This is a genomic window from Synechococcus sp. Lug-A (assembly GCF_024345655.1).
Lineage (GTDB): Bacteria > Cyanobacteriota > Cyanobacteriia > PCC-6307 > Cyanobiaceae > MW101C3.
In genome coordinates, this window is sequence record NZ_JAGQBN010000009.1 from 48,616 (window position 1) to 74,084 (window position 25,469).

Annotated in this window: 21 protein-coding genes; 13 read left to right on the forward strand and 8 right to left on the reverse strand. The window is 65.3% G+C overall.

What is annotated here, in order from left to right; all coding sequences use genetic code 11:
- Nucleotides 1-823 precede the first annotated feature (823 nt).
- Nucleotides 824-3,073, forward strand: coding sequence for a cation:proton antiporter (locus tag KBY86_RS08230; protein ID WP_255140802.1), 2,250 nt, complete (start codon nucleotides 824-826; stop codon nucleotides 3,071-3,073).
- Nucleotides 3,074-3,484: 411 nt separating this feature from the next.
- On the opposite strand, the gene pyrF is transcribed toward KBY86_RS08230, so the two are convergent.
- From pyrF to KBY86_RS08250, 4 genes are all read right to left on the reverse strand, one after another.
- A complete protein-coding gene (gene pyrF, locus KBY86_RS08235; RefSeq protein WP_255140803.1) occupies nucleotides 3,485-5,218 on the reverse strand; it encodes an orotidine-5'-phosphate decarboxylase in 1,734 nt (577 codons plus the stop codon).
- A 115-nt stretch (nucleotides 5,219-5,333) separates the two neighbouring features.
- Nucleotides 5,334-6,071: a succinate dehydrogenase/fumarate reductase iron-sulfur subunit gene (locus KBY86_RS08240; RefSeq protein WP_255099393.1), complete on the reverse strand. Its 738-nt coding sequence runs from the start codon at nucleotides 6,069-6,071 to the stop codon at nucleotides 5,334-5,336.
- Nucleotides 6,068-7,981: a fumarate reductase/succinate dehydrogenase flavoprotein subunit gene (locus KBY86_RS08245; RefSeq protein WP_255140804.1), complete on the reverse strand. Its 1,914-nt coding sequence runs from the start codon at nucleotides 7,979-7,981 to the stop codon at nucleotides 6,068-6,070. Before KBY86_RS08245 ends, KBY86_RS08240 begins: the two co-directional genes overlap by 4 nt.
- Complete coding sequence (locus tag KBY86_RS08250) at nucleotides 7,978-8,670, reverse strand: succinate dehydrogenase (protein WP_255140805.1); 693 nt, start codon at nucleotides 8,668-8,670, stop codon at nucleotides 7,978-7,980. The genes KBY86_RS08245 and KBY86_RS08250 overlap by 4 nt, the downstream gene beginning before the upstream one ends.
- Nucleotides 8,671-8,792: 122 nt before the next feature.
- Between KBY86_RS08250 and KBY86_RS08255 the strand changes: the two genes are divergently transcribed.
- Nucleotides 8,793-10,019: a PQQ-dependent sugar dehydrogenase gene (locus KBY86_RS08255; RefSeq protein ID WP_255140806.1), complete on the forward strand. Its 1,227-nt coding sequence runs from the start codon at nucleotides 8,793-8,795 to the stop codon at nucleotides 10,017-10,019.
- 88 nt (nucleotides 10,020-10,107) lie between these two features.
- On the opposite strand, the gene KBY86_RS08260 is transcribed toward KBY86_RS08255, so the two are convergent.
- Nucleotides 10,108-11,121: an NAD(P)-dependent alcohol dehydrogenase gene (locus KBY86_RS08260; RefSeq protein ID WP_255140807.1), complete on the reverse strand. Its 1,014-nt coding sequence runs from the start codon at nucleotides 11,119-11,121 to the stop codon at nucleotides 10,108-10,110.
- Nucleotides 11,122-11,315: 194 nt separating this feature from the next.
- On the opposite strand from KBY86_RS08260, the gene KBY86_RS08265 reads away from it, so the two are divergent.
- Nucleotides 11,316-12,584: a glycoside hydrolase family 10 protein gene (locus KBY86_RS08265; RefSeq protein ID WP_255140808.1), complete on the forward strand. Its 1,269-nt coding sequence runs from the start codon at nucleotides 11,316-11,318 to the stop codon at nucleotides 12,582-12,584.
- A 13-nt stretch (nucleotides 12,585-12,597) separates the two neighbouring features.
- Here the strand turns inward: KBY86_RS08265 and ppk2 are convergent, their stop codons facing one another.
- Together ppk2 and KBY86_RS08275 are read right to left on the reverse strand one after the other, a co-directional pair.
- Nucleotides 12,598-13,554, reverse strand: a complete 957-nt coding sequence (gene ppk2, locus KBY86_RS08270; RefSeq protein ID WP_255099386.1) for a polyphosphate kinase 2 — start codon at nucleotides 13,552-13,554, stop codon at nucleotides 12,598-12,600.
- A gap of 151 nt (nucleotides 13,555-13,705) precedes the next feature.
- Nucleotides 13,706-13,867 carry a hypothetical protein gene (locus tag KBY86_RS08275; RefSeq protein WP_255099385.1) on the reverse strand — a complete coding sequence of 54 codons (162 nt, stop codon included), beginning with the start codon at nucleotides 13,865-13,867 and terminating at the stop codon, nucleotides 13,706-13,708.
- Nucleotides 13,868-14,020: 153 nt separating this feature from the next.
- Here KBY86_RS08275 and KBY86_RS08280 point away from each other — a divergent pair, with 153 nt between their 5' ends.
- The 3 genes from KBY86_RS08280 to KBY86_RS08290 all read left to right on the forward strand — a co-directional run bounded on the left by KBY86_RS08280 (nucleotide 14,021) and on the right by KBY86_RS08290 (nucleotide 16,626).
- Nucleotides 14,021-14,572, forward strand: a complete 552-nt coding sequence (locus KBY86_RS08280) for a hypothetical protein (RefSeq protein WP_255140809.1) — start codon at nucleotides 14,021-14,023, stop codon at nucleotides 14,570-14,572.
- A gap of 100 nt (nucleotides 14,573-14,672) precedes the next feature.
- Entirely contained in the window at nucleotides 14,673-14,909 is a 237-nt protein-coding gene (locus KBY86_RS08285) for a hypothetical protein (RefSeq protein WP_255140810.1), read from the forward strand.
- A gap of 7 nt (nucleotides 14,910-14,916) precedes the next feature.
- The gene (locus KBY86_RS08290; protein ID WP_255140811.1) at nucleotides 14,917-16,626 is read left to right on the forward strand and encodes an NAD-dependent malic enzyme; all 1,710 of its coding nucleotides are present in this window, start codon (nucleotides 14,917-14,919) and stop codon (nucleotides 16,624-16,626) included.
- A 29-nt stretch (nucleotides 16,627-16,655) separates the two neighbouring features.
- Here the strand turns inward: KBY86_RS08290 and KBY86_RS08295 are convergent, their stop codons facing one another.
- The gene (locus KBY86_RS08295; protein WP_094510704.1) at nucleotides 16,656-16,937 is read right to left on the reverse strand and encodes a 2Fe-2S iron-sulfur cluster-binding protein; all 282 of its coding nucleotides are present in this window, start codon (nucleotides 16,935-16,937) and stop codon (nucleotides 16,656-16,658) included.
- A gap of 202 nt (nucleotides 16,938-17,139) precedes the next feature.
- On the opposite strand from KBY86_RS08295, the gene KBY86_RS08300 reads away from it, so the two are divergent.
- The 7 genes from KBY86_RS08300 to KBY86_RS08330 all read left to right on the forward strand — a co-directional run bounded on the left by KBY86_RS08300 (nucleotide 17,140) and on the right by KBY86_RS08330 (nucleotide 25,450).
- Nucleotides 17,140-18,303 carry an NAD(P) transhydrogenase subunit alpha gene (locus KBY86_RS08300; RefSeq protein ID WP_233132774.1) on the forward strand — a complete coding sequence of 388 codons (1,164 nt, stop codon included), beginning with the start codon at nucleotides 17,140-17,142 and terminating at the stop codon, nucleotides 18,301-18,303.
- Nucleotides 18,300-18,596 carry an NAD(P) transhydrogenase subunit alpha gene (locus KBY86_RS08305; RefSeq protein WP_094510703.1) on the forward strand — a complete coding sequence of 99 codons (297 nt, stop codon included), beginning with the start codon at nucleotides 18,300-18,302 and terminating at the stop codon, nucleotides 18,594-18,596. Before KBY86_RS08300 ends, KBY86_RS08305 begins: the two co-directional genes overlap by 4 nt.
- A complete protein-coding gene (locus KBY86_RS08310; protein ID WP_255140812.1) occupies nucleotides 18,596-20,008 on the forward strand; it encodes an NAD(P)(+) transhydrogenase (Re/Si-specific) subunit beta in 1,413 nt (470 codons plus the stop codon). The genes KBY86_RS08305 and KBY86_RS08310 overlap by 1 nt, the downstream gene beginning before the upstream one ends.
- Nucleotides 20,009-20,306: 298 nt before the next feature.
- Nucleotides 20,307-21,308 carry a calcium-binding protein gene (locus KBY86_RS08315; protein ID WP_094510701.1) on the forward strand — a complete coding sequence of 334 codons (1,002 nt, stop codon included), beginning with the start codon at nucleotides 20,307-20,309 and terminating at the stop codon, nucleotides 21,306-21,308.
- A 165-nt stretch (nucleotides 21,309-21,473) separates the two neighbouring features.
- The gene (locus KBY86_RS08320) at nucleotides 21,474-22,988 is read left to right on the forward strand and encodes a cell wall metabolism sensor histidine kinase WalK (protein ID WP_255140813.1); all 1,515 of its coding nucleotides are present in this window, start codon (nucleotides 21,474-21,476) and stop codon (nucleotides 22,986-22,988) included.
- Nucleotides 22,973-23,662 carry a response regulator transcription factor gene (locus tag KBY86_RS08325; RefSeq protein ID WP_255140814.1) on the forward strand — a complete coding sequence of 230 codons (690 nt, stop codon included), beginning with the start codon at nucleotides 22,973-22,975 and terminating at the stop codon, nucleotides 23,660-23,662. Before KBY86_RS08320 ends, KBY86_RS08325 begins: the two co-directional genes overlap by 16 nt.
- Nucleotides 23,663-23,995: 333 nt before the next feature.
- Complete coding sequence (locus tag KBY86_RS08330; protein WP_233132773.1) at nucleotides 23,996-25,450, forward strand: DEAD/DEAH box helicase; 1,455 nt, start codon at nucleotides 23,996-23,998, stop codon at nucleotides 25,448-25,450.
- Nucleotides 25,451-25,469: the final 19 nt, after the last annotated feature.

The following is a 25,469-nucleotide window of genomic DNA, read 5'->3' on the forward strand; positions in this document are numbered from 1 at the left end:
GCAGAAGATCGAAGCAAACGCCGACGACCATTCACAGCGTGAGGACCTTGATCCCACCCCTGCATCAGGTGATCGCCCTCTTCCTTTTGAGGCCAGCGGGTGTCAACGGAACTCTCAGCCTGTTCTATGGCCAGGTGAACTGCACAAGAGCGGGTCCAGACCTCAGCTCCGCTGCAGGGGGGCTTTGGGGTCTGCTGTCCGCGGCCGCCGGGAGCCCATACGTTCACTGACCCGACTGGGCCGGCTCACAGGTTTCTCTAGGCAGCTGGTCATCAGCGGTGAATCAACAACCGGCACGATGACCAACTTTCCTGCCATTGCAATGGCACGGAGCTGGTCAGAAGACTGTGCGTGGGGAAATGATCAGGCGGGCCTGAGGTTGCGGCTTGGTGCTTGTTGAACCAACGTATCGATGCAGACAGATGCCCACGGTTACACTCATCACTCTGCTGTCTGGTACCCCAAGCACACTCTCACGCATGGCCCGATGACCCTTCTGTACGGGGCTCAACCCCTCTCCTATGGGTGACCCAATCACTCTTTTGAGGATGACCCAATCACTTCCTGTGCACGCCCCTATCACGCTCCTATCCAAGGCCAAATCACCCTCCTAAGCATGTCCTGATCGCTCCCGCTGGATGCCCCCAGCCAGCTGACTGGAAAGGACGGTCGGACTGAATCGCCGAGGCGTTTCCCTTCGCGCAGAGACACCTCTCTTCGTAGGAAGTTGAATCCTTCACGGCATGGGAGTGGAAAGGCCTCACCGAGAGTCGTTGTAGCGACGCCATCAGGTGCTTAGACCGAGAACGCCTTCCCACCACCAATGACAGAACTGATCATCATCTTTGCAGCTGCTGCGTTTGGCGGCTTGCTGGCATCCCTGCTGAAGCAACCAGTGATCCTGGGCTATTTGCTTGCGGGCGTGATTGTTGGCCCGTTTGAGCTTGGATTGATTGGGAACTACGAAGAAGTTGAAACCATTGCCGAATTAGGCGTCACGTTCCTGCTTTTCACAATCGGCGTTGAGTTCTCCCTTGCAGAGCTCAATAAGGTCAAAAAGATTGCGTTGGGTGGTGGTGGCTTGCAGCTGCTCCTAACCATTTCTCTGACGGCCCTGGTGGCGGTGACTGTGGGCTGGGTCACCACTGTTCCGCAGGGCATCTTCCTTGGCGAGTTGGTTTCGCTCTCGTCCACTGCCGTCGTCATCAAAGCTTTGGCAGAACAGGATGAAATGGCTACGGCCCATGGACAGGTCATGCTTGGGATCTTGATTGTCCAGGATCTGGCCCTTGGCTTGATGCTTGCGATCCTGCCAGCTCTCAATAGCCCGATAGAAGAACTCGGTTATTCGATTGGTTTCGCTGTCCTGAAGCTTGCCCTGTTCGCCCTGGGTGCCTATGTGGTGGGCAGGTGGCTCATCCCTCCTTACTTGCAACTCCTGGCAAAGACGGAAAGCCATGAACTCTTCCTGCTTGGTGTCGTCACACTTTGCCTTTGCATTGCACTGCTCACTGGGAAAATTGGACTCTCAACCGAAATGGGTGCCTTTGTTGCAGGTCTGATGATCTCAGAGGTTGAATATTCTGATCAGACTCTTGATTACGTAGAGCCAATCCGGGATATCTGCGCAGCGGCGTTCTTTGCCGCCATTGGTATATTGATCGATCCAGTTTTCCTCTGGAATAATCTGCCGCTCATTCTGGGCTTGGTCGCTCTTGTGTTAATCGGCAAGTCGTTGATCACTGCACCCTTGGTGTTCTTCTTTAAGTACCCGCTGAAGACAGCTATCATTTCAGGGCTGGGATTGGCTCAGATTGGTGAATTCTCGTTTGTGCTGGCAGGGCAAGGCAGTAAATTTGGCTTGATCTCAGACAATGTCTATTCGTTGATTCTGGGCACAACTGCGGTCACGTTGATTATTACGCCTTTCGTTCTTCAGTGGCTGCCTGCGCTTTTGGAGAGAGCTGAGTCTTTTTCCTGGTTTGCAAAAGCCGATGGTGCGATGGAAGCCTCCTCGGAGGTTGCATCTCTGCGCAACCATATTGTGGTCTGTGGCTACGGAAGAGTTGGCAGCAACATTGTGAAGCTGCTGCTTGAGCGCGACTATCCCGTCATGGTCATCGAGCAGTCCGAGCAGTATGTGCAGAAACTGAGAGAAGCAAAGATTCCATACATCTTTGGCAACGCAGCAAGTGCGCTCGTCCTTGAAAAGGCAGGAGTAACCCAGGCCAAAGGAATGGCGATTGCCTTGCCCGACCCCATGAGCATTCGGCTGTGTCTGAAAAGATCCCTCGTGCTCAATCCTGAATTGGATCTGGTGGTACGTGCAAGCACTGAGGGCGAGATTGAGCCTCTTTACCAAATGGGTGCAAGAGAAGTCGTACAGCCGGAGTTTGAGGCCAGCCTGGAACTCTCAACCCATCTGTTCTCCACCTTGGGTATCCCCTCACTGGCTATTCAGCAAAACATTCAGCAGATTCGAGATTCTCATTATTCCACCTTGAGGCCTCAACAATCTAAAGATCAGATTCTCAAGGAAATCAAGGATGCAACGAGGACGATGACAACCAAGCTCTATCCTCTTCCGCCGCAATCCGCTTTGCTTGGTAAATCCATTGCCGAATCACAGCTTAGATCATTAACGGGCGTCATCATGATGGCAGTGACCCGAGCCAATGGCACACACATCGACTATCCAGAGGCCGATACGTTGTTCGAGGAGGGCGACACCTACTTGTTGGTGGGCGAGGCAGATGAGCTGGCTGCCTTCAAGAAGCTTGCCTCTGGGTCAGTGTCCAACCTTCCGCAAGCGGATGACTCCTCCGTTTGGATCCGTATCAAGGAAAGAAGTGCACTGGCAGGCAAAAGCTTGGCTCAACTGGAGGTTCAACAGCAATTCGGCGTCACTGTTCAGGCCATCCGCAGAAAGGGAAAGAATCTGCGCTTCCCCAATGGCAACGCAATCGTTCAGGTGGGAGATCAACTCCTCGTATTTGGCTCAGCAACCTGTCTTGCCAATCTGGACACCACAACCAATCACAAGTCTGAAGACGCCGCACTGCTCTCCGACTGAGCCGTTCCTTCGCTGGCCAGGAGGTTGTTGACGATCAAAGAAGCAGCTGCCTTCCATAGACGCTGCTGATTCCCATTAAGCCTGGAACGGTTTCCGGTGTCCACGTCACCCATAGAGGGTGCTGACTGCATGGAATGCCGCTGACTCCCTGGGAGAGTTCTGCATCATTCCCCGCATGCTTCAAGCGCTTGACTAAAACCCTGAAGGCCTGCTGGTTCTGGCCTCTGAGAATCGTGCAGAACTCTTGGCTGCCAGAACCCTCATCGCATCATCCCGGTGCCTTGGTGTTGGTCCTGTCCACTTCTGCTCGTGGGGGGTCAATATCCACCGGCTCCGCAATGGGATCCACCCTGGCCTCTGGTGTCACCGCTGGCTGATTCCCTTGAGAAGTGGCCAGCTGAGCACCGGAGTTCAGCCCTCGGAATGCGCGGCACCGCCGCCCAGCAGGCTGGCCTGGTCGCTGCTGAGCCGGCCGGCGGCCATCAGCACGTTGGTGATGCGCGGGATCATCAGCACCGCATGGGTGCGGTAGCCCGCGTCCGCCAGTCGCTGGCGAGCCTGGCCGCCATGGTCGATGAACACCACCACATCGCGCACCACTAGGCCCGAGGTTTCCAGCTTGCCGATCCCCTCCAGCACGCTGCCGCCGGTGATCAGGATGTCGTCGACCACCACCACGGTTTCGCCCTCGTTGAAGTCGCCCTCGATCAACCGCCGCGCTCCATGGGCCTTCACTTCCTTGCGGGGATAGATCAGCGGCAGGTGCAGCTTCAGTGACAGGCCGGTGGCGGTGGGCAGCGATCCGTAGGGAATGCCGGCGATCCGATCGAACCGCAGCCCTTCCAGCTGGCCGGCGTAAGCATGCAGCACCCGGTGGAAAAGGTTGGGGTCGGAAATGATCTGGCGCAGATCGATGTAGTAGTTGAAGACGGCGCCGGAAGCCTGCACGTACTCACCGAACAGCAGGCAGCCCACGTCGAACAGTTCCACGATCAGCTCATCGAGCGGATCGACGCTGCTGACACGACTGGTGCGCCCCGCCCCCTCACGCTTCGCACCGTCGCTCCCGGTGCCGACGGCGTCTGCGTTGCGCCCGGCGCCCCGCCCACCTGAGCTGGAGACGGCGGCGTTGAGCGAGCCCCCACCGCCCTTGCCAGCGCCAGCACCGAGGTCAGCACCCTGCTTCGCTGCACCCGCCTCCCCGTCAACGTCTTCACCATCTCCCTCCTCCCCATCGCTCTCGACGACAGCTCCGGCACTCCCGCCGAGGACAGCAGCGGCAGCCCCCGTCTCTGGCGCCGGCAGCCACAGGTCGCAGCGGTCGGCCACGTTGCTGAGCCAGCGGTGCCGCATGGTTTCGATCTGGATGCGCAGGGCGCTGGTGCCGGCCGCCATCCCTTTCTCCACCAGCAGGTGCTGGGGCAGGGGCAGCAGCAGGCCGTCGCCGGAGGCATTGAGGCCCGCCTGCAGCAGAGCTTCCAGCCGCTCCTCCTGCTCCCAGAGGCTGCGCAGGATCAGGAAGCGTTCCGGTGCCGCGCTGCGCACCCGCGCCAGCACCGCTGGATCACTGGTGCCCACCTCCAGCAGCAGCTGCTCGGCGGTGGCCCACAACTGGCTTTCGCGCACCACCGTTGTGTACAACGGCCGGTCTTCGTCGGGGTGATGCTGAAACACCCGGGCGCCGGGGTTGGAGCTGTGGCAGGTGATCACCACGGCCCGGTCGGGGTAGAGCAGGAACGGGGCGACGATGTCCTGGCCGGCCAGGGGCGAGAGGGTGAGGGCATCAGCCCCCAGCTCGCGGAACACGTACTGGGCCAGGGCCGAGGAGGTGTTCAGATCGCCGTGCTTGGCATCCAGGATCAGTGGCATGTCGCGCGGCACCAGCTCGCGCACTTCGTGCAGCAGCTCGATGCCGATCGGCCCGAGCGCCTGGTAGAAGCCGAGGCTCGGCTTGTAGGCGCAGACGTGATCACCGGTGGCGTCGATCACCGCCTTGATCCAGCGCCGTGCCTGAGCCAGGAACGAGCCGCTGGAGGGGTGATGGCGGGTCCAGGTCTGCAGCATCTCCGGGTTGGGATCCAAACCGGTGATCAGCAGCGACTGGCGGCTCGCCATCGCATCGGTGAGTTTGACGAAGAAGTTCATCGTTCTGCGGTCAGCATGGCAGTGTGCGCGGATCTGGCAGCCTTTCCGCAGTCGCAATGGCGGTCGGTGAGTCGGTGACTCAGGGAGTGGCTCAGTCAGTGGGTGGCTCAGTCGGTCAGCCGGAGCGGTTCATGCGGCTGATCCAGTCGGCGGAGATCTCCTTCGGGCACACGGCGGCGCACTCCAGCTGGTTGCTGCAGCTGCCGAAGCCCTCGGCCGCCATGGCGGACTGCAGGGCAGCGGAGCGCCGCTGCCGCTCCGGTTGCCCCTGGGGCAGCAGGGCCAGATGGCCCAGCTTGGCCGCCACGAACAGGCTGGCGGAGGCGTTGGGGCAGGCGGCCACGCAGGCACCGCAGCCGATGCAGCTGGCGGCGGTGAAGGCCTGCTCCGCCTGCTCGCGGCCCACCAGCAGCGCATTGGCCGCCGGAGCGCTGCCCGTGTTCACCGACACATAGCCGCCGGCCGCGAGCACCCGGTCGAAGGCGGAGCGGTCGACGCTGAGGTCCTGCTGCAGGGGAAAGGCCCGGGCGCGCCAGGGTTCAAGCGTGAGCGTGTTGCCGTCGCGGAAGTGGCGCAGGTAGAGCTGGCAGACGCTGGTGGCGCGCTGGGGGCCGTGGGCCTGACCGTTCACCATGAAGCCGCAGGCGCCGCAGATGCCTTCGCGGCAATCGTGATCGAAGCTCACCGGCCGCTCACCGGCCATCAGCAACTGTTCGTTGAGGCGATCGAGCGCCTCCAGCAGCGAGAGATCGGGGCTGAGTTCCTCCAGCGGGTAGCTCACGAAGGCGCCGGGCTGCCGCGGGCTCTCCTGACGCCAGATCCGCAGCGTGAGCCGGAGGGAAGCGCTGCTCATCGGTAGTTGCGCCGGCTGGGCGTGGCGTGCCTGTAGTGGAGCGGTTCGCAGTGGCGGGTCGGCTCCTGCCCCTCCCCGGTCCACTGCCAGGCGGCGATGTGGCAGAAGTTGTCGTCGTTGCGGAGCGCTTCGCCATCGGCGCTCTGGTGCTCCTCGCGGAAGTGGGCGCCGCAGGATTCCTCCCGCGCCAGCGCATCGCGCAGCATCAGGCCGGCCAGCTGCAGGAAGTCCTCCAGCCGCAGCGCCTTCTCCAGCTCGGGATTGCGCCCCGCACGCGGTTCCGGCAGACGCAGCTCCTGGGCGAAGGCCAACTCCAGCGCCCGCACCTCCGCCATGGCGGCGCGCAGGCCGTCGGCATGGCGGCTGATGCCGCAGGCGCCGATCATGGTGTCCCCCAGCTGCCGGTGCAGGCTGTCGCAGCTGTGGCCGCCGCTCGTGCTGCCGAGGCCGTCGATGCGGGCCTGCACCGCGGCGATGCTGTCGCGGCAGGCCGGATGATCGGCGCTCACCTCGGTGTGCAGGTGGCCCGCCAGCCAGCCACTCACCGTGGCCGGGGCGATGAACAGGCCATCGGCGAGGCCCTGCATCAGGGCGCTGGCGCCCAGCCGGTTGGCGCCGTGTTCAGAGAAGTTGGCCTCACCCAGCACGAACAGTCCGGGGATGGTGCTCATCAGGTTGTAGTCGACCCATAGCCCCCCCATCGTGTAGTGCGGCGCCGGGTAGATGCGCATCGGTTCGGCATAGGGATCGCTGCCGGTGATGCGTTCATACATGGCGAAGAGATTGCCGTAGCGGCTTTCGATCGCAGCGCGTCCCTCACGACGGATCGTGTCGCTGAAATCGAGATAGACCGAGCGGCCGCCGGGGCCCACCCCGTGGCCCTCCAGGCAGCGTTCCCTGGCCCGGCGCGAAGCCACATCACGGGGCACCATGTTGCCGTAGGTGGGGTATTGGCGTTCCAGGAAGTAATCCCGCTCGGCTTCGGGGATGGCGTGCGGTGGTCGCGCATCGCCGGCCTGGGCCGGCAACCACACGCGGCCGTCGTTGCGCAGGCTTTCGCTCATCAGCGTGAGCTTGCTCTGGCCTGGATCGCCGCTGGGGATGCAGGTGGGATGGATCTGGGTGAAGCAGGGGTTGGCGAAGGCGGCACCGCGCCGGTGCGCCCGCCAGATGGCGCTGGCATTGGATTTCACCGCGTTGGTGGAGCGGTGGAACACGTTGCTGTAACCGCCGCTGGCCAGCAGCACCGCATGGGCGGTGTGGGCCTCAAGGCGGCCGCTGGCCTGCACCCGGCACACCACCCCGCGCGCCACCCCCTCCACCGTGATCAGATCCAGCACGTCCCGTTGCGTGAGCAGCTCCACCCGGCCGGCGTCCACCTGGCGCAGCAGGGCCTGCACGGCGCCGTACAGCAGTTGCTGGCCGGTCTGGCCACGGGCGTAGAAGGTGCGGCTCACCAGGGCGCCGCCGAAGCTGCGGTTGGCCAGGGTGCCGCCGTACTCCCGCGCGAAGGGCACCCCCTGGGCCACGCACTGGTCGATGATCGCCCCGCTGATTTCAGCCAGGCGGTGGCAGCCGGCTTCGCGGGCACGGAAGTCGCCCCCCTTCACCGTGTCGAGGAACAGCCGCTCAATGCTGTCGCCGTCGTTCTGATAGTTGCGAGCGGCGTTGATGCCCCCCTGCGCCGCCACCGAATGGGCCCGCCGCGGGCTGTCGTGATAGGTGAGCAGGGTCACGCGGAAGCCCTGCTCCGCCAGGCTGGCGGCGGCGGAGGCCCCCGCCAGCCCGCTGCCCACCACCAGCACCTTGAAGCGCCGCTTGTTGATCGGGCTGATCAGCGGCAGCTCGCGGCGCCGTTGCGTCCAGGCGTCATGGATCGGCCCGCTGGGCAGCTGGGGATCAAGCTTCATGGCTGCAGGCCCAACAGGGCCATCAGGCTTCCCAGGCCCCCAGCAGCCCCCGCCACCAGGCCACCTGCTGCACCGGCGGCCATGCCCGCCACCAGGGCAAAGCCACCGCCCACCAGCACAGCCAGCAGCCAGCTGCCCCTGCGCAGGCCCGCGGCGTTGGCGGCCTCCAGCAGGCCCAGGCTGCGGTGGGCGCTCTCGCTGCCATGCAGCAGATGCAGGGCCAGGGCCACGGCCGCCGCCAGGTAAAGGGCGAGAGCCCAGCGAGAGCTCAGCGCCAGGGCCACTGCCTGCGCCTCCAGGCCTGCCGGCGGCCGCTGCCAGCGCAACTGGCGCAGATGCACCACCAGAAACAGCAGCAGCACGCTGCCGCTGAGCGGCGCGGTGCGGGAAGCAAAGGCGGCAAGGCTGTCGGGGCGACGGCTGCGCAGCTGGGCATAGCCGGCCTCGCCGCGGGCGCGGGCAGATTGGAGCACCCGCTGCAGGCTCAGCGCTACGTGGGTGAGGGCCGCGAGGGCCAGCCCCAGTTCCGCCGCCGGCAACCAGGGGCTGGCATGGAGCCAGGCCGCCAGCGCCTCAAAAGCGGCCGGATCGAGCACCAGCTGGGCCACGCCGGCCAGATGGGCCAGCAGGAACACCACCAGCGCAAGGCCACTGGCAGCGATCAACCGGCCGGAAAGCCATGGGGACATGGGCGAGGCGGCCAGGGCAGCGCATCGCCTGTGATTCTGGGCCAGCATCGTGGCCCCTGCTCTGGTTGTGGCCCGTGATCAGGTTCCCCGGCTGCCTCGCTGGGCCCGCGCGTGTGGTCCTGTTGCTCGCCCTGCCCCTGGTGACGGCCTGTCAGGCCCGGCCGCTGAGCGGTCCGCTGCCGGGCTCGCCCGTCCTTGATGCCAACCCCAGTGGTGCCCAGACAGCGGATGCAACGAGTGGCACCCGCCCGCCCTTGGTGGTCAGCCCCGAGGCGCCGCGTGAGGCGGTGCGCCAGGTGCCGGTGGTGGGGGGGCTGGAGCACCCCTGGTCGGTGGCGTGGCTGCCGAGCGGTGAGCTGCTGATCACGGAGCGACCCGGCCGGTTGCGGCTGGTGCGCAACGGCCGCCTTGATCCCACCCCGATCGCCGGGGTGCCGGCGGTGCTGGCGCGGGGCCAGGGTGGGCTGCTGGATGTGGCGGTGCATCCCCGCTTCGCCGACAACGGGCTGGTGTATCTCACCTATGCCGCCGGCACGGAAGCGGCGAACCACACCCGCCTGGCCCGGGCCCGCTTCGACGGACGCGCGCTGCAGGATCTGCAGGTGATCTTCGAGGTGCCCCAGCGCAAGGCGGGCGGCCAGCACTTCGGCTCCCGGCTGCTGTGGCTGCCCGATGGCACCCTGCTGCTGGCGATCGGCGACGGCGGCAATCCACCCGTGCAGCTCGATGGGGCTCTGATCCGTGTGCAGGCCCAGAACCGCGCCAGCGCCCTCGGCAAGATCCTGCACCTCACCGACACGGGCCGGCCGGTGCGCGCCGCCGCTTTCGCCGGCGATCCCGGCGCCCTGCCAGGGCTGTGGAGCCTGGGCCACCGCAACATCCAGGGCCTCGCCTACGACCACGGCCGCGGGCGGGTGTGGGCTACCGAGCATGGCGCCCAGGGTGGCGACGAGCTCAATAGCCCCAGGGCTGGGGCGAACTTCGGCTGGCCGGTTGTGACCCACAGCCGCGAATACTTCGGCCCGGCGATCTCCGCCGCCACCGGATCGCCGCGTTTCGTGGACCCGGAGCTGGTGTGGACCCCGGCGATCGCCCCCTCGGGGCTGGTGGTGTACGACGGTGAGCGGATGCCGGCCTGGCGCGGCCAGCTGTTTGCCGGTGGCCTGGTGTCGCAGGCGGTGCACCGCCTCACGCTCGATGCCGCCGGCCGGGTGCGCGGCCAGCACCGCATCGACATCGGCGCGCGGGTGCGCGATGTGCGCCAGGGGCCGGATGGTTTCCTCTACGTGCTCACTGATGCTGCGGGCGATGGCCAGCTGATCCGCCTGGAGCCGGCGCCGCCCTCCTGATCCAGAGCGCCGTTGCGCCGGCAGTGCCCATCCAGGTGGTCTGCTGTCGCTGCTGTTCAGCCCGGTGGGCGCCGCCTTGGGGTGCCCGTCAGATCTCGATCGCCAGCTTCCCCTTCACCTGCCGGGCTTCGAGGCGGCGCACGGCGTCCGGCAGCTTGTCGAGCGGGTAGCGCCCATCGATCCAGGGCCTGAGCTGCCCGGCTTCCACCAGCTCCTTCAGCACCAGCAGATCCGCCCGCTTCGGCTGCTGCATCACCGCCACCACCTGGCGGCGGCGCAGCCTGGAGAACAGGGGGCCGAGCAGCAGGGCGCGCAGCAGCCGGCTGAAGTCGCCCCCCACCAGCACGTAGGTGCCGGCGGGAGTGAGCAGGGGCAGCCAGGAACGGATCGGCAGAAAGGCCGCCATGTCCACGATCAGATCGAAACGCTGGGTCTGGCGGCGCAGATCGGCGGGCCCGAGATCGCTCACGTGGTCGGCGCCCAGGGCCAGCACCATCGCCTGGTTCTGCGCCCGGCAGAGGCCGGTCACTTCGGCGCCGTAGGCCTTGGCGATCTGCACGGCATAGGACCCCACGCCCCCGGAGGCGCCATGGATCAGCACATGCTGTCCCGGCTTCAGCTGGCCAGCGTCCCGCAGCGCCTGCAGGGCGGTGAGCGCCGACACCGGCAGCACCGCCGCTTCCGCGAAGCTGCTGCCGGCGGGCATGGGCGCCAGGGCCGTGGCGGGGGCGCAGACGTAGTCCGCAAAGCCACCGAAGCCCGCCTCCGACAGATCGCCGAACACCGCCTCCCCCACCTGCAGCCCCGTCACTGCAGCGCCCACCGCCGCCACTTCACCGGCGATGTCGGTGCCGATGGTGGGGATCGAGGGCGTGCGCAGCCCGCCATAGATCAGTCGGCTGATGAAGGGGTCACCCCGCATCAGATGCCAGTCGCCGGCATGCACGGCGCTGGCCCGGACCCGCACCAGCACCTGATCGTCAGCCGGAACGGGCCTGGGCACCTGCTCCAGGCGCAGCACCTCAGGCGGGCCGTAGCGGCGTTGCACGATCGCCCGCATGGTGTCTGGAGGCACGGGCTCGGGTCGGGACGGTGCCGGCATGGTGTCACGGCAGCCGTTGCCGGCAGGGTGTCAGGGCGGTCGGCGCCAGCACGTCGAGATCGGCCGGAGAATCCGGTCGCGTTTGCCTTTGTGCCGGCCATGACAGTGCCGCAACAAGGCGGCACAATTCGCGCTCCCGAGCGGGAGGCCGGGATCGCCGATCCGCTCCCTCAGCCCGTACCCAGCCCCCACCGATGCCCTTCTTCAGACACCGCTGGCTGCGGCGCCTGGTTCTCGTGCTCGTGGCCGTCGCTGCCACGGTGCTGCCAGGGTTCGCCATGGCGTCGTTTCCGCCACCACCACCACCGCCACCGCCCGCCTCTGCGACTCCGGGGACTGTGGCGGCTCCGGCGACTTCCTCGGTTCCCGTGGTGCAGCCGCAGCCGCTCAGCCTCAACCGCGCCGAGATCCGCGGCGTCTGGATGACCGGCAACGACATGCCGGTGCTGCGCGACCGCGACCGGATGCAGCTGGCGGTGGAGCAGCTGGCACGGCTGAACTTCAACACCATCTATCCGGTGGTGTGGAACAGCGGCATCGCCTATTACGCCAGTGCGTCCACCCAGCGCCGCGGCATTCAGTCGTTCACGTTCCGCGGCCTGCAGGGGCAGGACGTGCTCGCCGAGCTGATCCAGGCGGGCCATGCCAAAGGCCTGCTGGTGATCCCCTGGTTCGAATTCGGCTTCATGGCCCCGCCCGGCTCCGAGCTGGCCCGCCTGCATCCGCAATGGCTCACCCGCAAACAGGACGGCGGCCTGACCTCGATCAGCGCCGCCGGTGAGGTGGTGTGGCTGAACCCGCTGCATCCTGACGTGCAGGCGTTCATCCTGGAACTGGTGCAGGAAATCATCAGCCAATACGACGGCGACGGCATCCAGTTCGACGATCACATGAGCCTGCCGAGTGATTTCGGCTATGACGACGTCACCACGGCGTTGTATCGGAAGGAAACCAGGAAGGCTCCTCCTGCTAACCCGCGCGATGCGGCCTGGTTGAAGTGGCGCGCTGACAAGATCAGTGACTTCATGCAACGAGTGCATGACACTGTGCATGCGGCCAAGCCCTCAGCGGTGGTGTCTGTGTCGCCGAACTATTACGACTTCGCCTACAAATTGCAGCTCCAGGATTGGCTCGGTTGGATCCGGCGTGGCCTGGTGGATGAGCTGATCGTGCAGCTCTACCGCCCGGATCTTGATTCCTTCCTGCCCCAGCTGGCCGAAGCGGCGCTGCTGGAATCGCGCACCAGGATTCCCACAGCGGTGGCGATCATGACGGGTCAGCGCCAGCGCCTGGTCCCGATAGAGCTGATTCAGGCCCAGGTGAATGCGGTGCGGGAACGCCAGCTCGGGGTGGCCTTTTTCTACTTCGAAACTCTCTGGGACCGGGCCATGGAGCCGCTCAGCGAGCGCAAGCTTGCCTTTCAGCAGTTGTTCCCATCCCCGGCTCCCCGCAGCATGATCTGAGCCTCACCCGTGCTTAGGGATAAGCATTGGGCACAAAGAATTGCTCGTTCATCGGCGGACGCTGGTAATCGCTGCCGCTCTTGCGGGGCGGCAATTCAAACGGAGCCGGTGTCATGTCTTCGTAGGGAACCTTGCTGAGCAAGTGCCGGATGCAGTTGAGGCGGGCACGGCGTTTGTCGTTGGCCTCCACCGTGAACCAGGGGGCTTCAGGAATGTTGGTGTGGGCGAACATCTCGTCTTTCGCTTTGGAGAACTCCACCCAGCGATCCCGCGACTCCAGATCCATCGGACTCAGCTTCCAGCGCCGGGCAGGATCTTCCAGACGGGAGAGGAAACGGGCCTCCTGTTCTTCATCGCTCACAGAGAACCAGTATTTGATCAGGATGATGCCGCTGCGCACCAGCATCCGCTCGAATTCCGGGCAGGAGAGCATGAATTCCTCCACCTGCTCAGGCTTGCAGAAGCCCATCACCTTTTCCACGCCGGCCCGGTTGTACCAGCTGCGATCGAACAGCACGATCTCACCAGCGGAGGGGAAATTCTCCACATAGCGCTGGAAATACCACTGCGTTTTCTGCTGGTCGGAAGGGGTGCCGAGGGCCACCACATTGCAGCCGCGTGGGTTGAGCGGCTCGGTGATGCGCTTGATCGTTCCACCTTTGCCGGCCGCATCACGGCCTTCGAAGAGCAGCACGAGCCTGTAGCCCACTGACTTGATCCAGTACTGCATCTTCACCAGCTCCACCTGCAGGCGAGCCAGCTCTTTCTCGTAGAGCTTCTTGTCGAGTTTGGTTAAACGTCCTTCGGACTGCTCGGAGAAGTCGTCAAGGATGGGCGAGGGACCGTAGGCATCGCCTGAGCCGAGCGGGTAGGAGAGCGCTTTGCCGTGGCTCTTCTTGTGGCCATTTTTGCCGGATTTGTGTTTCTTGTCCTTCTTGACTTTCTCTTCTTTCAGTTTGTCCTTGGACATCGGCTCACCTCGGCTGCATCATTGGTGTTTAGTCGATGCGCAGGTGCAATCAGTGCAGCATTCACTACCGAGTCACCCCGGTTGAACGCCTGCCACCATCCAGCACAGCGGCAGCATCCCTCAGCCCTGCCTGCTGAGCTGTGAGTTTGGCTCAGCTGATGATCAACACCACACCCAGGGCGGCCACCATCAGCAGGATCGCGCCGGTGGCCAGCAGGGCATGGTTGAGAGCATCGGCGCGGGTTTCGCCCGCCTGCATGGCCACCTCATCGGCGTAGAGGTTGTCATGGTTCTCGAGGTCATGGGTGCGCATGGAAATCCTCGTGGGTTGGCGGTGGGGGAGGCCGGTGAGGCACCCTCCACATCAACCCTAAAAACGGTGCCAGTCCCCGTCCAGCGATCCATACCCGGCTTCACGAACGGCCATCCCCACCCGCCAGCCGTTGTCCCACCTCACCCCCCGCCGATGTCCGATTCCCTGCCCGATGGTCCGCAACTGCTGGCGCTGGAGTGCGCGAGCCGCCGCAATGGCAGCGGCCTGAGCCCGGCGGCGCTGCGCGGTACGTGGATCCTGCAGCGCACCTGGCCGCGGGGCCGCTCCACCCCTGCAGACCTGTCCAGCACGCTGCTGCGCGGGCTCGGCGCCTCGCTCAGCCTGAGCGCGCCAGCAGAGTCAACCGATGCAGCCGCGTCTGCCGCCTCTGAAGCGGACCCTCTGGAGATCATCAACAGCGTGCGGCTGGGGATGCTGGAGCTGCGGTTCTGCGGCGAGGCCCGGCTGCAGGGCCGGCGCCCCCTGCTGCTGTTCCGCTTCCTGCGTCTGCAGCTGCGGCTGGGCGCACGCACACTGGTGGATCGCCCGCTGCCCGCCGCCGCTCCCTTCAGCAGCCTGCCGGTGGCGGGCCTGCCGTTCTTTGCCCTGATCGCGGCGGATCCCGAGGGGTCGTGGCTGGCGGCACGGGGCAAGGGCGGCGGCCTGGCTCTCTGGCAGCGCGTCGATGCCCGGCGACAGGCCTGAGCCGGCCTCAGGCTGCGCCACACCCCGCCCGGAGGGTTCGCGTGGGCACAGCCAGCGTCCCCGATCCCGCGCAGGATCCTGCACACTGAACCCTGTCGTGATGGTTCCTGTCCTGCCCGGAGCACCTGTCCAGCGGATCTACCGGCTCGTCGATCCCCAGGGACAGCCTCACCCCGTGCTCGATGAGGCCTACGACTCGATGGAGGCGGCCTGGGAGGCGGCCTGTGGCTGGTGGCAGGAGCAGCGGGGCGGCCTTGCCGGTGGTCCGGTCGGGATCGGCCTGGAGGTCCGCACCGGCTGTGGCGACTGGCGTACGCTCCGGCATCCCGGCTGCTGAGGGGCCGTTGAGCGCTTCGTCCTTGCCCACCCCTGCGCCCCTGACCACCAGCCTGCGCGGGCGCCAGCTGCTCGCCGATCCGCAGTTCAACAAGGGCACGGCCTTCAGCCGGGCGGAGCGGCTCCAGCTGGGCCTGGAGGGGCTGCTGCCCCATGCCGTGGAGTCGCTCGACATCCAGGTGGCCCGGGTGTGGAAGGCCTTCTGCAGCCTGGCCAGCGACATGGAGAAGTTCCGCTTCGCCCACGGCCTGCGCCAGACCAACAGCATCCTGTTCCACCGCTTCCTGGCCGATCACGTCGAAGCGGTGCTGCCGATCGTGTACACCCCCACGGTGGGAACGGCGATCCAGCGCTTCAGCCTCGATTACCGCAGCCCCGCCGGCGGTGTGTTTCTGGCGGCGGCCGATCAGGATCGCTTCGCGGCGGTGCTGCGGCAGGCGGCCAGCAGGCCGATCGATCTGATCCTCGTCACCGATGCGCAGGGCATCCTCGGCATCGGCGACCAGGGGGTGGGCGGCATCGAGATCTGCCAGGGCAAGCTGGCGGTGTACACCCTCTGCGCCGGTCTGGATCCGCACCGGGCGTTGCCGGTGGTGCTGGATGTGGGCACCGATCGGCCCGAGCTGCTCGACGATCCCCTCTATCCCGGCAGCCACCAGCCGCGCCTGGCCGGTGCGGCCTACGACGCCCTGATCGCCCGCTTCGTGCAGGCCGTCACCGAGGTGTTTCCGGGGGCCTTGCTGCATTGGGAGGATTTCGGCGTGGGCAATGCCCACCGCAACCTGGCCCGTTACCGGCAGCAGCTGCCCAGCTTCAACGACGACATCCAGGGCACCCGAGGTGTGGCCTGCGCTGTGGTGAGGGCGGCTTCCCAGGGGGCCGGAGTGCCGCTTGCGGAGCATCGCATCGTGGTGTTCGGCGCCGGTACAGCGGGGTGCGGCATCGCCGACGGCCTGGTGCGCCTGCTGCAGCGCAGCGGCCTTTCCGCCACAGAGGCGCGGAAACGTCTGTGGTTGATCGATCGCCACGGGCTGGTGCACACGGGCCAGCTGCCGGAGCAGATCCCGGAGATGGCCCGAGGCTTGGCACGCCCGCTGGCGGAGCTGGAGGCCTTCCGCCGCGACGCCGCCGGCACGATCGGCCTGCTGGAAGTGGTGGAGCGCGTCTGCCCCACCGTGCTGATCGGCACCTCCACGGTGGCGGGGGCCTTCACTCAGCAGGTGGTGGAACACATGGCCGCCGCGGTGGCGCGGCCGATCATCCTGCCGCTGTCGAATCCCACCCGGCTGGCGGAGGCCCAACCCGCCGATCTGCTGCGTTGGAGTGAGGGCCGTGCGCTGGTAGCCACCGGCAGTCCGTTTGCGCCGGTGGAGGTGGGGGGGCGGCTGCGCCGCATCGGTCAGTGCAACAACTGCTTCCTGTTCCCCGGCCTGGGTTTCGCCAGCGTGGCGGTGGGGGCCAGCGAGGTGAGCGAAGCGATGATCGATGCGGGCCTGGAGGCACTGGCGCGGCGCATTCCTGCCTGGAGCGATCCGGAGGCGCCGCTGATGCCGGATCTCACTGAGGTGGCGGTGGTGTCCACCGCGGTGGCGGAAGCGGTGGCCCTGGCGGCGGTGGAAGCCGGCGTGGCCCGCCACGCCAGCACGGCCGAGCAAGCGCTCGCCTGCCTGGAGCAGGCCCGCTGGCACCCCACCTACCGCGCGGTGGTGGGGGCCTGAGCGAAATGAGCCCGCGCGCAGCTCCGGGTTCAGAGCTCGTCTTCCACGCCCGGCAGCACGGTGCAGTCGCTCATCGGGTAGCTGACGCAGAGCAGGGCGAAACCCTGGGCAATCTGGTCGTCGTCGAGGAAGCTCTGATCGGATTGATCCACGCTGCCGGCCAGGATCTTGCCGGCACAGGTGCTGCAGGCACCGGCACGGCAGGAGTAGGGCAGGTCGATGCCCTGCTCTTCGGCGGCATCAAGGATGTACTGATCGTCGGGGCAGTCGAAGGTCTTGCCGCCCTCGATCGTGATCGCATAGGTGGCCATGGTGAGGTCGACGTGGATGACCCACTGGATTTAGGGAGCCGATCGCGGCGCGGATGTGCGGGCGGCTACGGATTGCCGTGGTGTGTGCGCTTGCCGGCAGCGGCATGAACGCATGTGGTGGCATGAACACACGGCCGGGCCCGGCAGGCTCCTGATGGGCCTCCTGCTCTTTACATGGAAACCCGTGTGGAGGGAGTGGAGCGTGATCAGGGTTTGGATCCCGGCGGAGCGGAGCCCCAGCGAACGACGGGTGGCCGCGACGCCGGAAACGGCCCGCCGCCTGGCGGACAAGGGCTGCGCGGTGGCGATCGAGAGTGGGGCCGGCCAGCAGGCGGGCTACGGCGACGACAGCTTTGCGGCCAGCGGCGCGGAGGTCCTGCCCGCCGGAGCCGCTGAAGGCTGGGAGAGTGCCGATGTGGTGCTCACGGTGGCGCCACCGCGGCTGGAAGCCGAGGGCGGCCCCGGCCATGTGGAGCGTCTGCGCTCCGGCAGCCTGCTGATGGGCCTGCTGGAGCCCTACCAGAACCGCCCCCTGATCGAGCGCCTCTCCCACCAGGGCGTGTCGGCACTGGCGCTGGAGCTGCTGCCCCGCATCAGCCGCGCCCAGACGATGGATGCCCTCTCGTCGCAGGCCAACATCGCCGGCTACAAGGCGGTGCTGCTGGCAGCGGCCGAGCTCGATCGTTTCTTCCCGATGCTGATGACCGCCGCCGGCACGGTGCAGCCGGCCAAGGTGGTGGTGCTCGGCGCCGGCGTGGCCGGTCTGCAGGCGGTGGCCACGGCCCGCCGCCTCGGCGCCGTGGTGAAGGTGAGCGATGTGCGGCCGGCCGCCAAGGAGCAGGTGGAATCGCTCGGTGCCCGCTTCATTGATCCGCCTGAACGCGATGCCCCCGGTGAGGCCGGCGGCTATGCCCGCGAGGCCGGCCTGGCCTTCCTTGAAGCGCAGCGCCAGCAGCTGGCCGTGCACCTGGCCGAAGCCGACGCCGTGATCACCACGGCGCTGGTGCCGGGCCGGCCGGCACCGCTGCTGATCACCGAACAGATGCTGGCCGTGATGCGGCCCGGATCGGTGGTGGTGGATCTGGCGGTGGGTCAGGGCGGCAATGTGGCCGGCAGCCAGGCCGACACCACCGTCGAGATCGGCGGGGTGCGGGTGATCGGTGCCGGCCAGCTGCCGGCCTCGGTGCCGCAGCACGCCAGTGCCCTGTATGCGCGCAATGTGTCGGCGCTGCTGGAGCAGCTGCTCGTCGACGACCTGCTCACCATTTCCCCGGAGGACCCCCTGTTGGACCCCTGTCTGATCACCCACGCCGGCGCCTGCCGCCGCCCCGACCTCTGGCCCGCGCTGGTGGAGGTGGCGGCATGAGCGGCGTTCTCAGCGGCACCGAAGCGCTCTGGGTGCTGGTGCTCGGCAGCCTGCTCGGGCTGGAACTGATCGGCAAGGTGCCCCCCACCCTGCACACCCCGTTGATGTCCGGCGCCAACGCCATCAGCGGCATCACCCTGCTGGCGGCCCTGGTGCTGATCGCCGAGGCGCCCACACCGGCACTGCGCCTGCTGGGCGCCACTGCGCTGGGCTTTGCCCTGTTCAACGTGGTCGGGGGCTTCCTCGTGACCGACCGGATGCTGGCCATGTTCAAACGCAAGGGAGCGAACTGATGGGAGAACTGACGCTCGAACTCGGGGCCGTGCTGCTGCTGGCCCTCGGCCTCAAGGGCCTGGCCAAGATCCGCACAGCGAGGGCGGCCAATGGTCTGGCGGCCCTGGCCCTGCTGCTGGCGGTGGCCGGTCTGCTGCTGCAACAGGGGTTTGACGGCTGGCCGTGGATGCTGCTGGGTCTGGGGGTGGGCGGCGGCCTCGGCGCCCTGCTCGCCTTCAAGGTGGCGATGACCGCCATGCCAGAAACCGTGGCCCTGTTCAACGGCTGCGGCGGCCTGTCGTCGTTGCTGGTGGCGATCGGCGCTGCCCAACTGCCCACGCCGCTCGACCTGCTGGGTCAGGTGTCGGTGCTGGCGTCGGTGCTGGTGGGCGCCATCACCTTCAGCGGCTCGTTGGTGGCGATGGGCAAGCTGCAGGAATGGCTGGGCACCCCCGGCTGGACCCAGAAACCCCAGCGCCACGCGATCAACATCACCCTGGCGGTGGCCTCGCTGGTGTTCTGCGGCCTGGTGCTCAAAGGCATGGCGGTGGCGCTGATCCCGCTCACCGTGCTGTCGCTGCTGCTGGGCGTGGGCCTCACCCTGCCGGTCGGCGGCGCCGACATGCCGGTGGTGATCTCACTGCTCAACTCCTATTCCGGTGTGGCGGCAGCGGCGGCTGGCTTCGTGGTGGGCAGCGAGCTGCTGATTGTGGCGGGCGCCATGGTGGGGGCGGCGGGCCTGATCCTCACCCAGGTGATGTGCACGGCGATGAACCGTTCGCTCACCTCGGTGCTGTTCGGCGGAGCCATGGGGGCAGCGCCGGCGGCCGGCGCCGATGGTGCCAAGGATGAGGGGTACAAGAACGTCACCTCCTGCAGCGCCGAGGAATGCGCGCTCACGCTGGAAGCGGCCGAGCGCGTGGTGTTCGTGCCGGGCTACGGCCTGGCGGTGGCCCAGGCGCAGCACAGCCTCAAGGAGCTGGCCAAGCTGCTGGAGCAGCAGGGCATTGCGGTGAGCTATGCGATCCACCCGGTGGCCGGCCGCATGCCGGGCCACATGAATGTGCTGCTGGCTGAGGCCGATGTGCCCTACGACCAGTTGATCGAGATGGATGCGATCAACCCGGAGTTCCCCCGCACCGATGTGGTGATCGTGCTGGGCGCCAACGACGTGGTGAACCCCCGCGCCAAGAGCGATCCCGGCAGCCCGCTTTACGGCATGCCTGTGCTGGAGGTGGATCAGGCCCGTTCGGTGTTCGTGGTGAAGCGCAGCCTGGGCTCCGGCTACGCCGGCATCCGCAACGACCTGTTCGAACTCCCCCAGACCTCGATGGTGTTCGGCGACGCCAAACAGGTGCTGCAGACCCTGCTGCAGGAACTGCGCGCTCTGGGCGTCGGCAAGGTGCCTGCGGGGGCTGGGGCGGGGCGCTGAGGAGCAAGAGCTCGCTTCCTGCTACCACAGCAACATCCGAGAGACCAGATGGCTCTGATTGCGTTTCTTCCTTTGCGGGGAGAAACCCTTCTGCCGAGCTGTCTGGCTCACTTCGTTCGGCCCCAACCAAGAATGCAAGAAATCACGCCGCTGTTTTCTTGCATTCAGTTGTATTTGAGTAACATCTGACAGACATTGTCATAACGATGAAGGCGACATGAGAAGGTTCTCATTGTTGCGTCATCGGGTAGATAGGCCGATAACTTTGTTGAGTGTTCCTCCTACTTGAGAACTCGACATGACAACCCTCACTGTTAGTGGTGATCGTCTCGGCGAAGCCCTTCAATTTGATTCCAATGCTTCCACAACCAGTGTCGAAGTAGGGCGTGTCTGGTTCAGTGCCACCGATACGGTGCGGATCACCTTTGCTCCCGCCAGCTTCAACGCCCAGACCGGTGCTCTGATCGGTGGTGCTGGTGCCGTCATCGGTCTGACTGTCACCACCGCCGCTGGACAGGTGACCACCTTTGGAGTCTCCAGTGCGAATGCATTGGATGTGGATCCAGATCAATCGAAGAATGGTGCCGACTTCTTCTATATTTCCGAATCGCCTGCTGTTGGTGTGGGTGGCGCCTATGCCGGCTTGCAGCTGGAGAAAATTCTGGTTTCTGATCAGCCGCTCACGGCAGCCAGCCTCGTTCCCTTCAACAACACGGGTGGCTATCTCCCCACCACTGGTTCGGTCACGCCGCCATTGCCACAACTCACCGGAACAGCCGGCGACGACGTGCTCACGGGCACCGCTGCCGGCGACACCATGAACGGTCTGGATGGCAATGATGCGATCCGTTCCCTTGGCGGAAACGACATCGTTTTCGGTGGTGATGGCAACGACATCATCGATGGTGGCGCCGGTGCCGATCGCCTCAACGGCGATGCCGGCAATGATCTGCTCTGGGGCGGCGGCGGTGCCGACCAGCTGGTTGGTGGTGCCGGCGATGACCTGATCGACGGCGGCCTGCAAAATGACAGGCTCACGGGTGGCGCAGGGGGTGATGTGTTCATCTTCGGCGCTGGCGATACGGTGATCGACTTCAGCCGCGTTCAGGGAGACCAGATCCACTTCGCGGCCTCACTGGGCCTTTCCGAAGCGTCGATCAACATCAGCACCACGTCCCAGGGCACCCAGCTCTCGTTTGCTGGCTCCTCTGGAAGCATGCTGCTGCAGGGGTACTTCGGTGGCTTTGATCCCGGAAACGACTTCAAGTTCGATTACGTGCCGACCTTCGATTTCATCTGACCTCATCGATCGTGATGATCACCCGTCAGGCTGTTGGCCTGGCGGGTTTCTTCCTGCATTCACTGCTCACGCTTTGATCAGTGCTCTGAACGGGGCTGTTTCAGCTGTTTGTGTCGGCGACAGTCCAGGCTCAACGCCAGTGTGAAAGCATCGCTTCCAGCAGCGGTGCTGCCTTACCTTTACTGCTCAATTCCGTACACGTTGGAAGGTCACATGCCGCAAGCGGGGTTCTTTGGTGAGGTTCGCACGCGGCTGTTGGTGTTCTATGCCGTGATGCTGTCTGTGCTGATTGGTCTGACGGTGCCGCTCAGTAAGCATCTGCTGCTGCTTGAGCTGCATCAGCGTGAGCAAACCAGCCTGGGCGAGAGCATTCAAGACTTCGAGCACTACATGCGTCCATTGCTTACCGCCGAAGCGGCTCCTTCCAGTCCTGAGCTTGCCGGGCACATGAAGAGTTTTCTCACGAAGATCCTTCCGGAAGACGACACCTTCTTCATCTTGATCATCAATGGAGAGTTTCAGCGCTCGAGCCCAGTGGCTCTGCCTCACCCCATGCGGCCGGGATCTGTCTTGATGCGGCAGTGGGAAGCCACCACAAAGCTTGCTTCAGGCAAGGTGGATGAAGCTGATCCAGAGGTGGGAACCATTCTGTATTCGGCCGTTCCGGTTGAAGTGGATGGCCGGGTGCAAGCTGTGTTCGTGGCGGCACGTACCACTGCAGGCGAACTTGCTGAGGTTGGCGATTTCACCTCCATCTTGGTTCAGATTGTTGTTGGCATTCTGATCACGTCGCTGTTGTTTCTCTGGATTCTTTCCAAGGCGGTGCTGGCTCCCCTCCAGCTGCTGGCCAGCACCACGCGTTCGATCACGGCCACGAATCTCAAACAGCGTTTGCCCGTTACCGGCAGAGGCGAACTGGGTGACATCACCCTCAGCTTCAATGCCATGATGGACCGCCTGGAAGCCTTAATCATTTCCCAGAAGGAATTCATCCAAGATGCTGGGCATGAATTGCGCACACCAATCACAGTGATCAGGGGCAATATCGAGCTGCTTCTTCAGGACGATGATGAGGAGGCTCGCCGTGAAACGGTACGCCTGGTGCTGGATGAAGTGGACCGGATCGCCAGGCTGGTTGCAGAGCTTTCACTGCTGGCCCAATCCCAACGCCCTGAATTCCTTGTGCTCAGTGACCTTGATGTGCATCGCTTCACCCAGGACATCTACCAGAAGGCCAGGATTCTCGCCCCGCGCCGCTGGTCGTTGGCATGCACGGCCCAGACAATGATGGAGGCCGATGAACAACGCCTCACCCAGTGCATGATGAACCTTGCACTCAACGCCACCCAGCACACCAGTGAATCTGATCGCATTGAGCTGGGCTCCTCCCTCGCTGCCGATGGATCCATCCGCCTCTGGGTCTCAGACAGCGGTGAGGGAATTCCTGAGCGCATCCAGCCGCAGGTATTCAAACGCTTCTTCAAGGGCAGAAGCCGCACCCAAGCTGAGCATCATTCGGGTCTTGGTCTGTCGATCGTCAGGGCTATCGTGAACGCCCACCACGGCCGGATTGAACTCCTCAGCCAGCCAAACCGCGGCACGACCTTCACATTGATCTTTCCCGCACGGCAACCTGTGCTGCTGCGTGACTTTTCCCCTGAGCCATGGCCTGCATCCTGATCGCCGAAGACGAGCCACGCATCTCTCGCTTCATTGAAAAGGGGCTGCGGGCTCAGGGCTACGACGTGGTGCACACGCCATCCGGTGATGGCGTGGTCGACATCCTTTCTGCCTCCCCCATTGATCTGTTATTGCTGGATCTCGGCCTTCCGGGCCTTGATGGCACCAATGTTCTCGAGGCGATGCGGGGTCAGGGCATAGAAACACCGGTGATTGTTCTCACCGCCCGCGATGATCTCAGCACCAAGGTGGCCAGCCTGGATGCTGGCGCTGATGATTACATCACCAAACCCTTTCGCTTTGATGAACTGCTGGCGCGTATCCGTGCCCGCCTGCGCACGTCCACTGCCCGCCTGGCTCAGGCTCCGAATGCGCAGACGCTTGAGCTTCAGCACTGCGGCATCACCATGAACCTGCGGGCACGCCAGGTGTTCCTCGAGAGTTTTCCCGACCCTATCGACCTCACGGATCGTGAGTTCCGTTTGTTGGAGTTGTTCCTCAGCAACCCGCTGGCCATCCACAGCCGCGAGCAGATTCTCGACCATGTCTGGGGCTATGGCCACGATCCCCAGTCCAACATTGTGGATGTCTACATCGGTTATCTCCGTCGCAAAATCGATTCCCGCCGCATCGAAACGATCCGTGGGATCGGCTACCGCCTTTCAAGCCGCTGAGATCACCCGTGCCTTGGCTCAGGACTTGGCTGCTCGATGTGGTTGGCCACCAGATTGTTCCTGCCTGCAGCTGAGCTGGCCGCTGTTGTACGGCATCCCGACGCTGTGCGCCTCCCATCCGTTTGTCAGCCGGCACAACTGGGCGGCACGGCGAATTGGCAGTTGGTCATCCTCCTGCGTTCGCTTGTCCCTGCCGCTCGCCGTCATGGCGTCCTTGTCGCTCTCCTCATCTGGCGCAACGGTTCCGATGCCACCAGCCGCTCTGAGGCCCTCAACCCCAAGGCCTCTCCACCCTCGGGCGTGCTTGGTGGCTCCCTCTAGGCTTGGGGCACCATGCGAGCCGCTCCGATCACCCTTCTGACCCACCCAGCTCCGGGACAGGAGCAACCCAGCGGCGGTCGCCGCACGCCACCCATCCGTCGCCTTCAGGCAGAGGAGCAGGCACCGCAGCAGCGGCCTGTGCTGACGGACCTTCCCGATGCCGGCGTCTCCTTTGATTCGCTTGGTCTCTCGGAGCCGCTGCTCAAGGCGATCGCGGCCAAGGGCTACACAGTGCCGTCGCCGATCCAGCTGCAGTCAATTCCAGCGGTGCTCGCTGGCCACGATGTGATGGCGGCTGCCCAGACAGGCACCGGCAAGACCGCCGGTTTCACCCTGCCGATGCTGGAGCGGCTTCAGCACGGCCCCCACGCCCGCAACAACCAGGTGCGCTCCCTGGTGCTCACGCCCACGCGCGAGCTGGCGGCCCAGGTGGCGGAAAGCGTGCAGGTCTATGGGCGCTATCTCGATCTGCGCAGCGATGTGGTGTTCGGCGGGGTGAAGATCAACCCGCAGATGCAGCGCCTGCGCCGTGGCGCCGACGTGCTGGTGGCCACTCCGGGGCGACTGATGGACCTCTATCAGCAGAACGCCATCCGCTTCGACCGGCTCGAAATCCTCGTGCTTGATGAAGCCGATCGCATGCTCGACATGGGCTTCATCCGCGACATCCAGAAGATCCTGGCCTTGCTGCCGCCGAAGCGGCAGAACCTGCTGTTCTCCGCCACTTTCAACCCCTCGATCCGCAAATTGGCTCAGGGGTTGCTGCACAACCCGGTGCAGCTGCAGGCCACGCCCGAGAACAGGGCCGCTCCGCTGGTGGAGCAGGTGATGCATCCCTGCGACATGGCCCGCAAGGCTGATCTGCTCACCCATCTGGTGCGCCAGGGCGATTGGCGGCAGGTGCTGGTGTTCTCGCGCACCAAGCACGGGGCGAACCGCCTGGCCGATCGCCTCAACCAGGAGGGCCTCACGGCCATGGCCATCCATGGCAACAAGAGTCAGGGCGCTCGCACCCGGGCGCTGGCCACCTTCAAGAGTGGCGAGCTGCGTGTGCTGGTGGCCACCGATCTGGCTGCCCGCGGCCTCGACATCGAGCAGTTGCCCCATGTGGTGAACCTCGATCTGCCCAACGTGGCCGAGGACTACGTGCACCGCATCGGCCGCACGGGCCGTGCGGGCCAGAGTGGCCATGCCATCTCCCTGGTGGCCGCCGAGGAGCATGAGCTGCTGCGGGCGATCGAGCGGATGATCGGCAACCCACTGCCGCGGCTCGAGATCGCCGGGTTTGAGCCCACCATCCTCTCGGCCCCGCCGCTGGATCTCAGCGGTGGGCGGGGCAAGGGTGGACGCCGCTCCGGCGGAGGAGGCGGTGGCCGGCCTGATCGTCCCCCCACCCGCTCCCGCCGGCCGGCGCCGGGCTCCGGATCTGCCGCCGCCCCGGCGCGGGCTCGTACCCGTCGCCCCTGACCCTCCGCTCAAGCCTGCA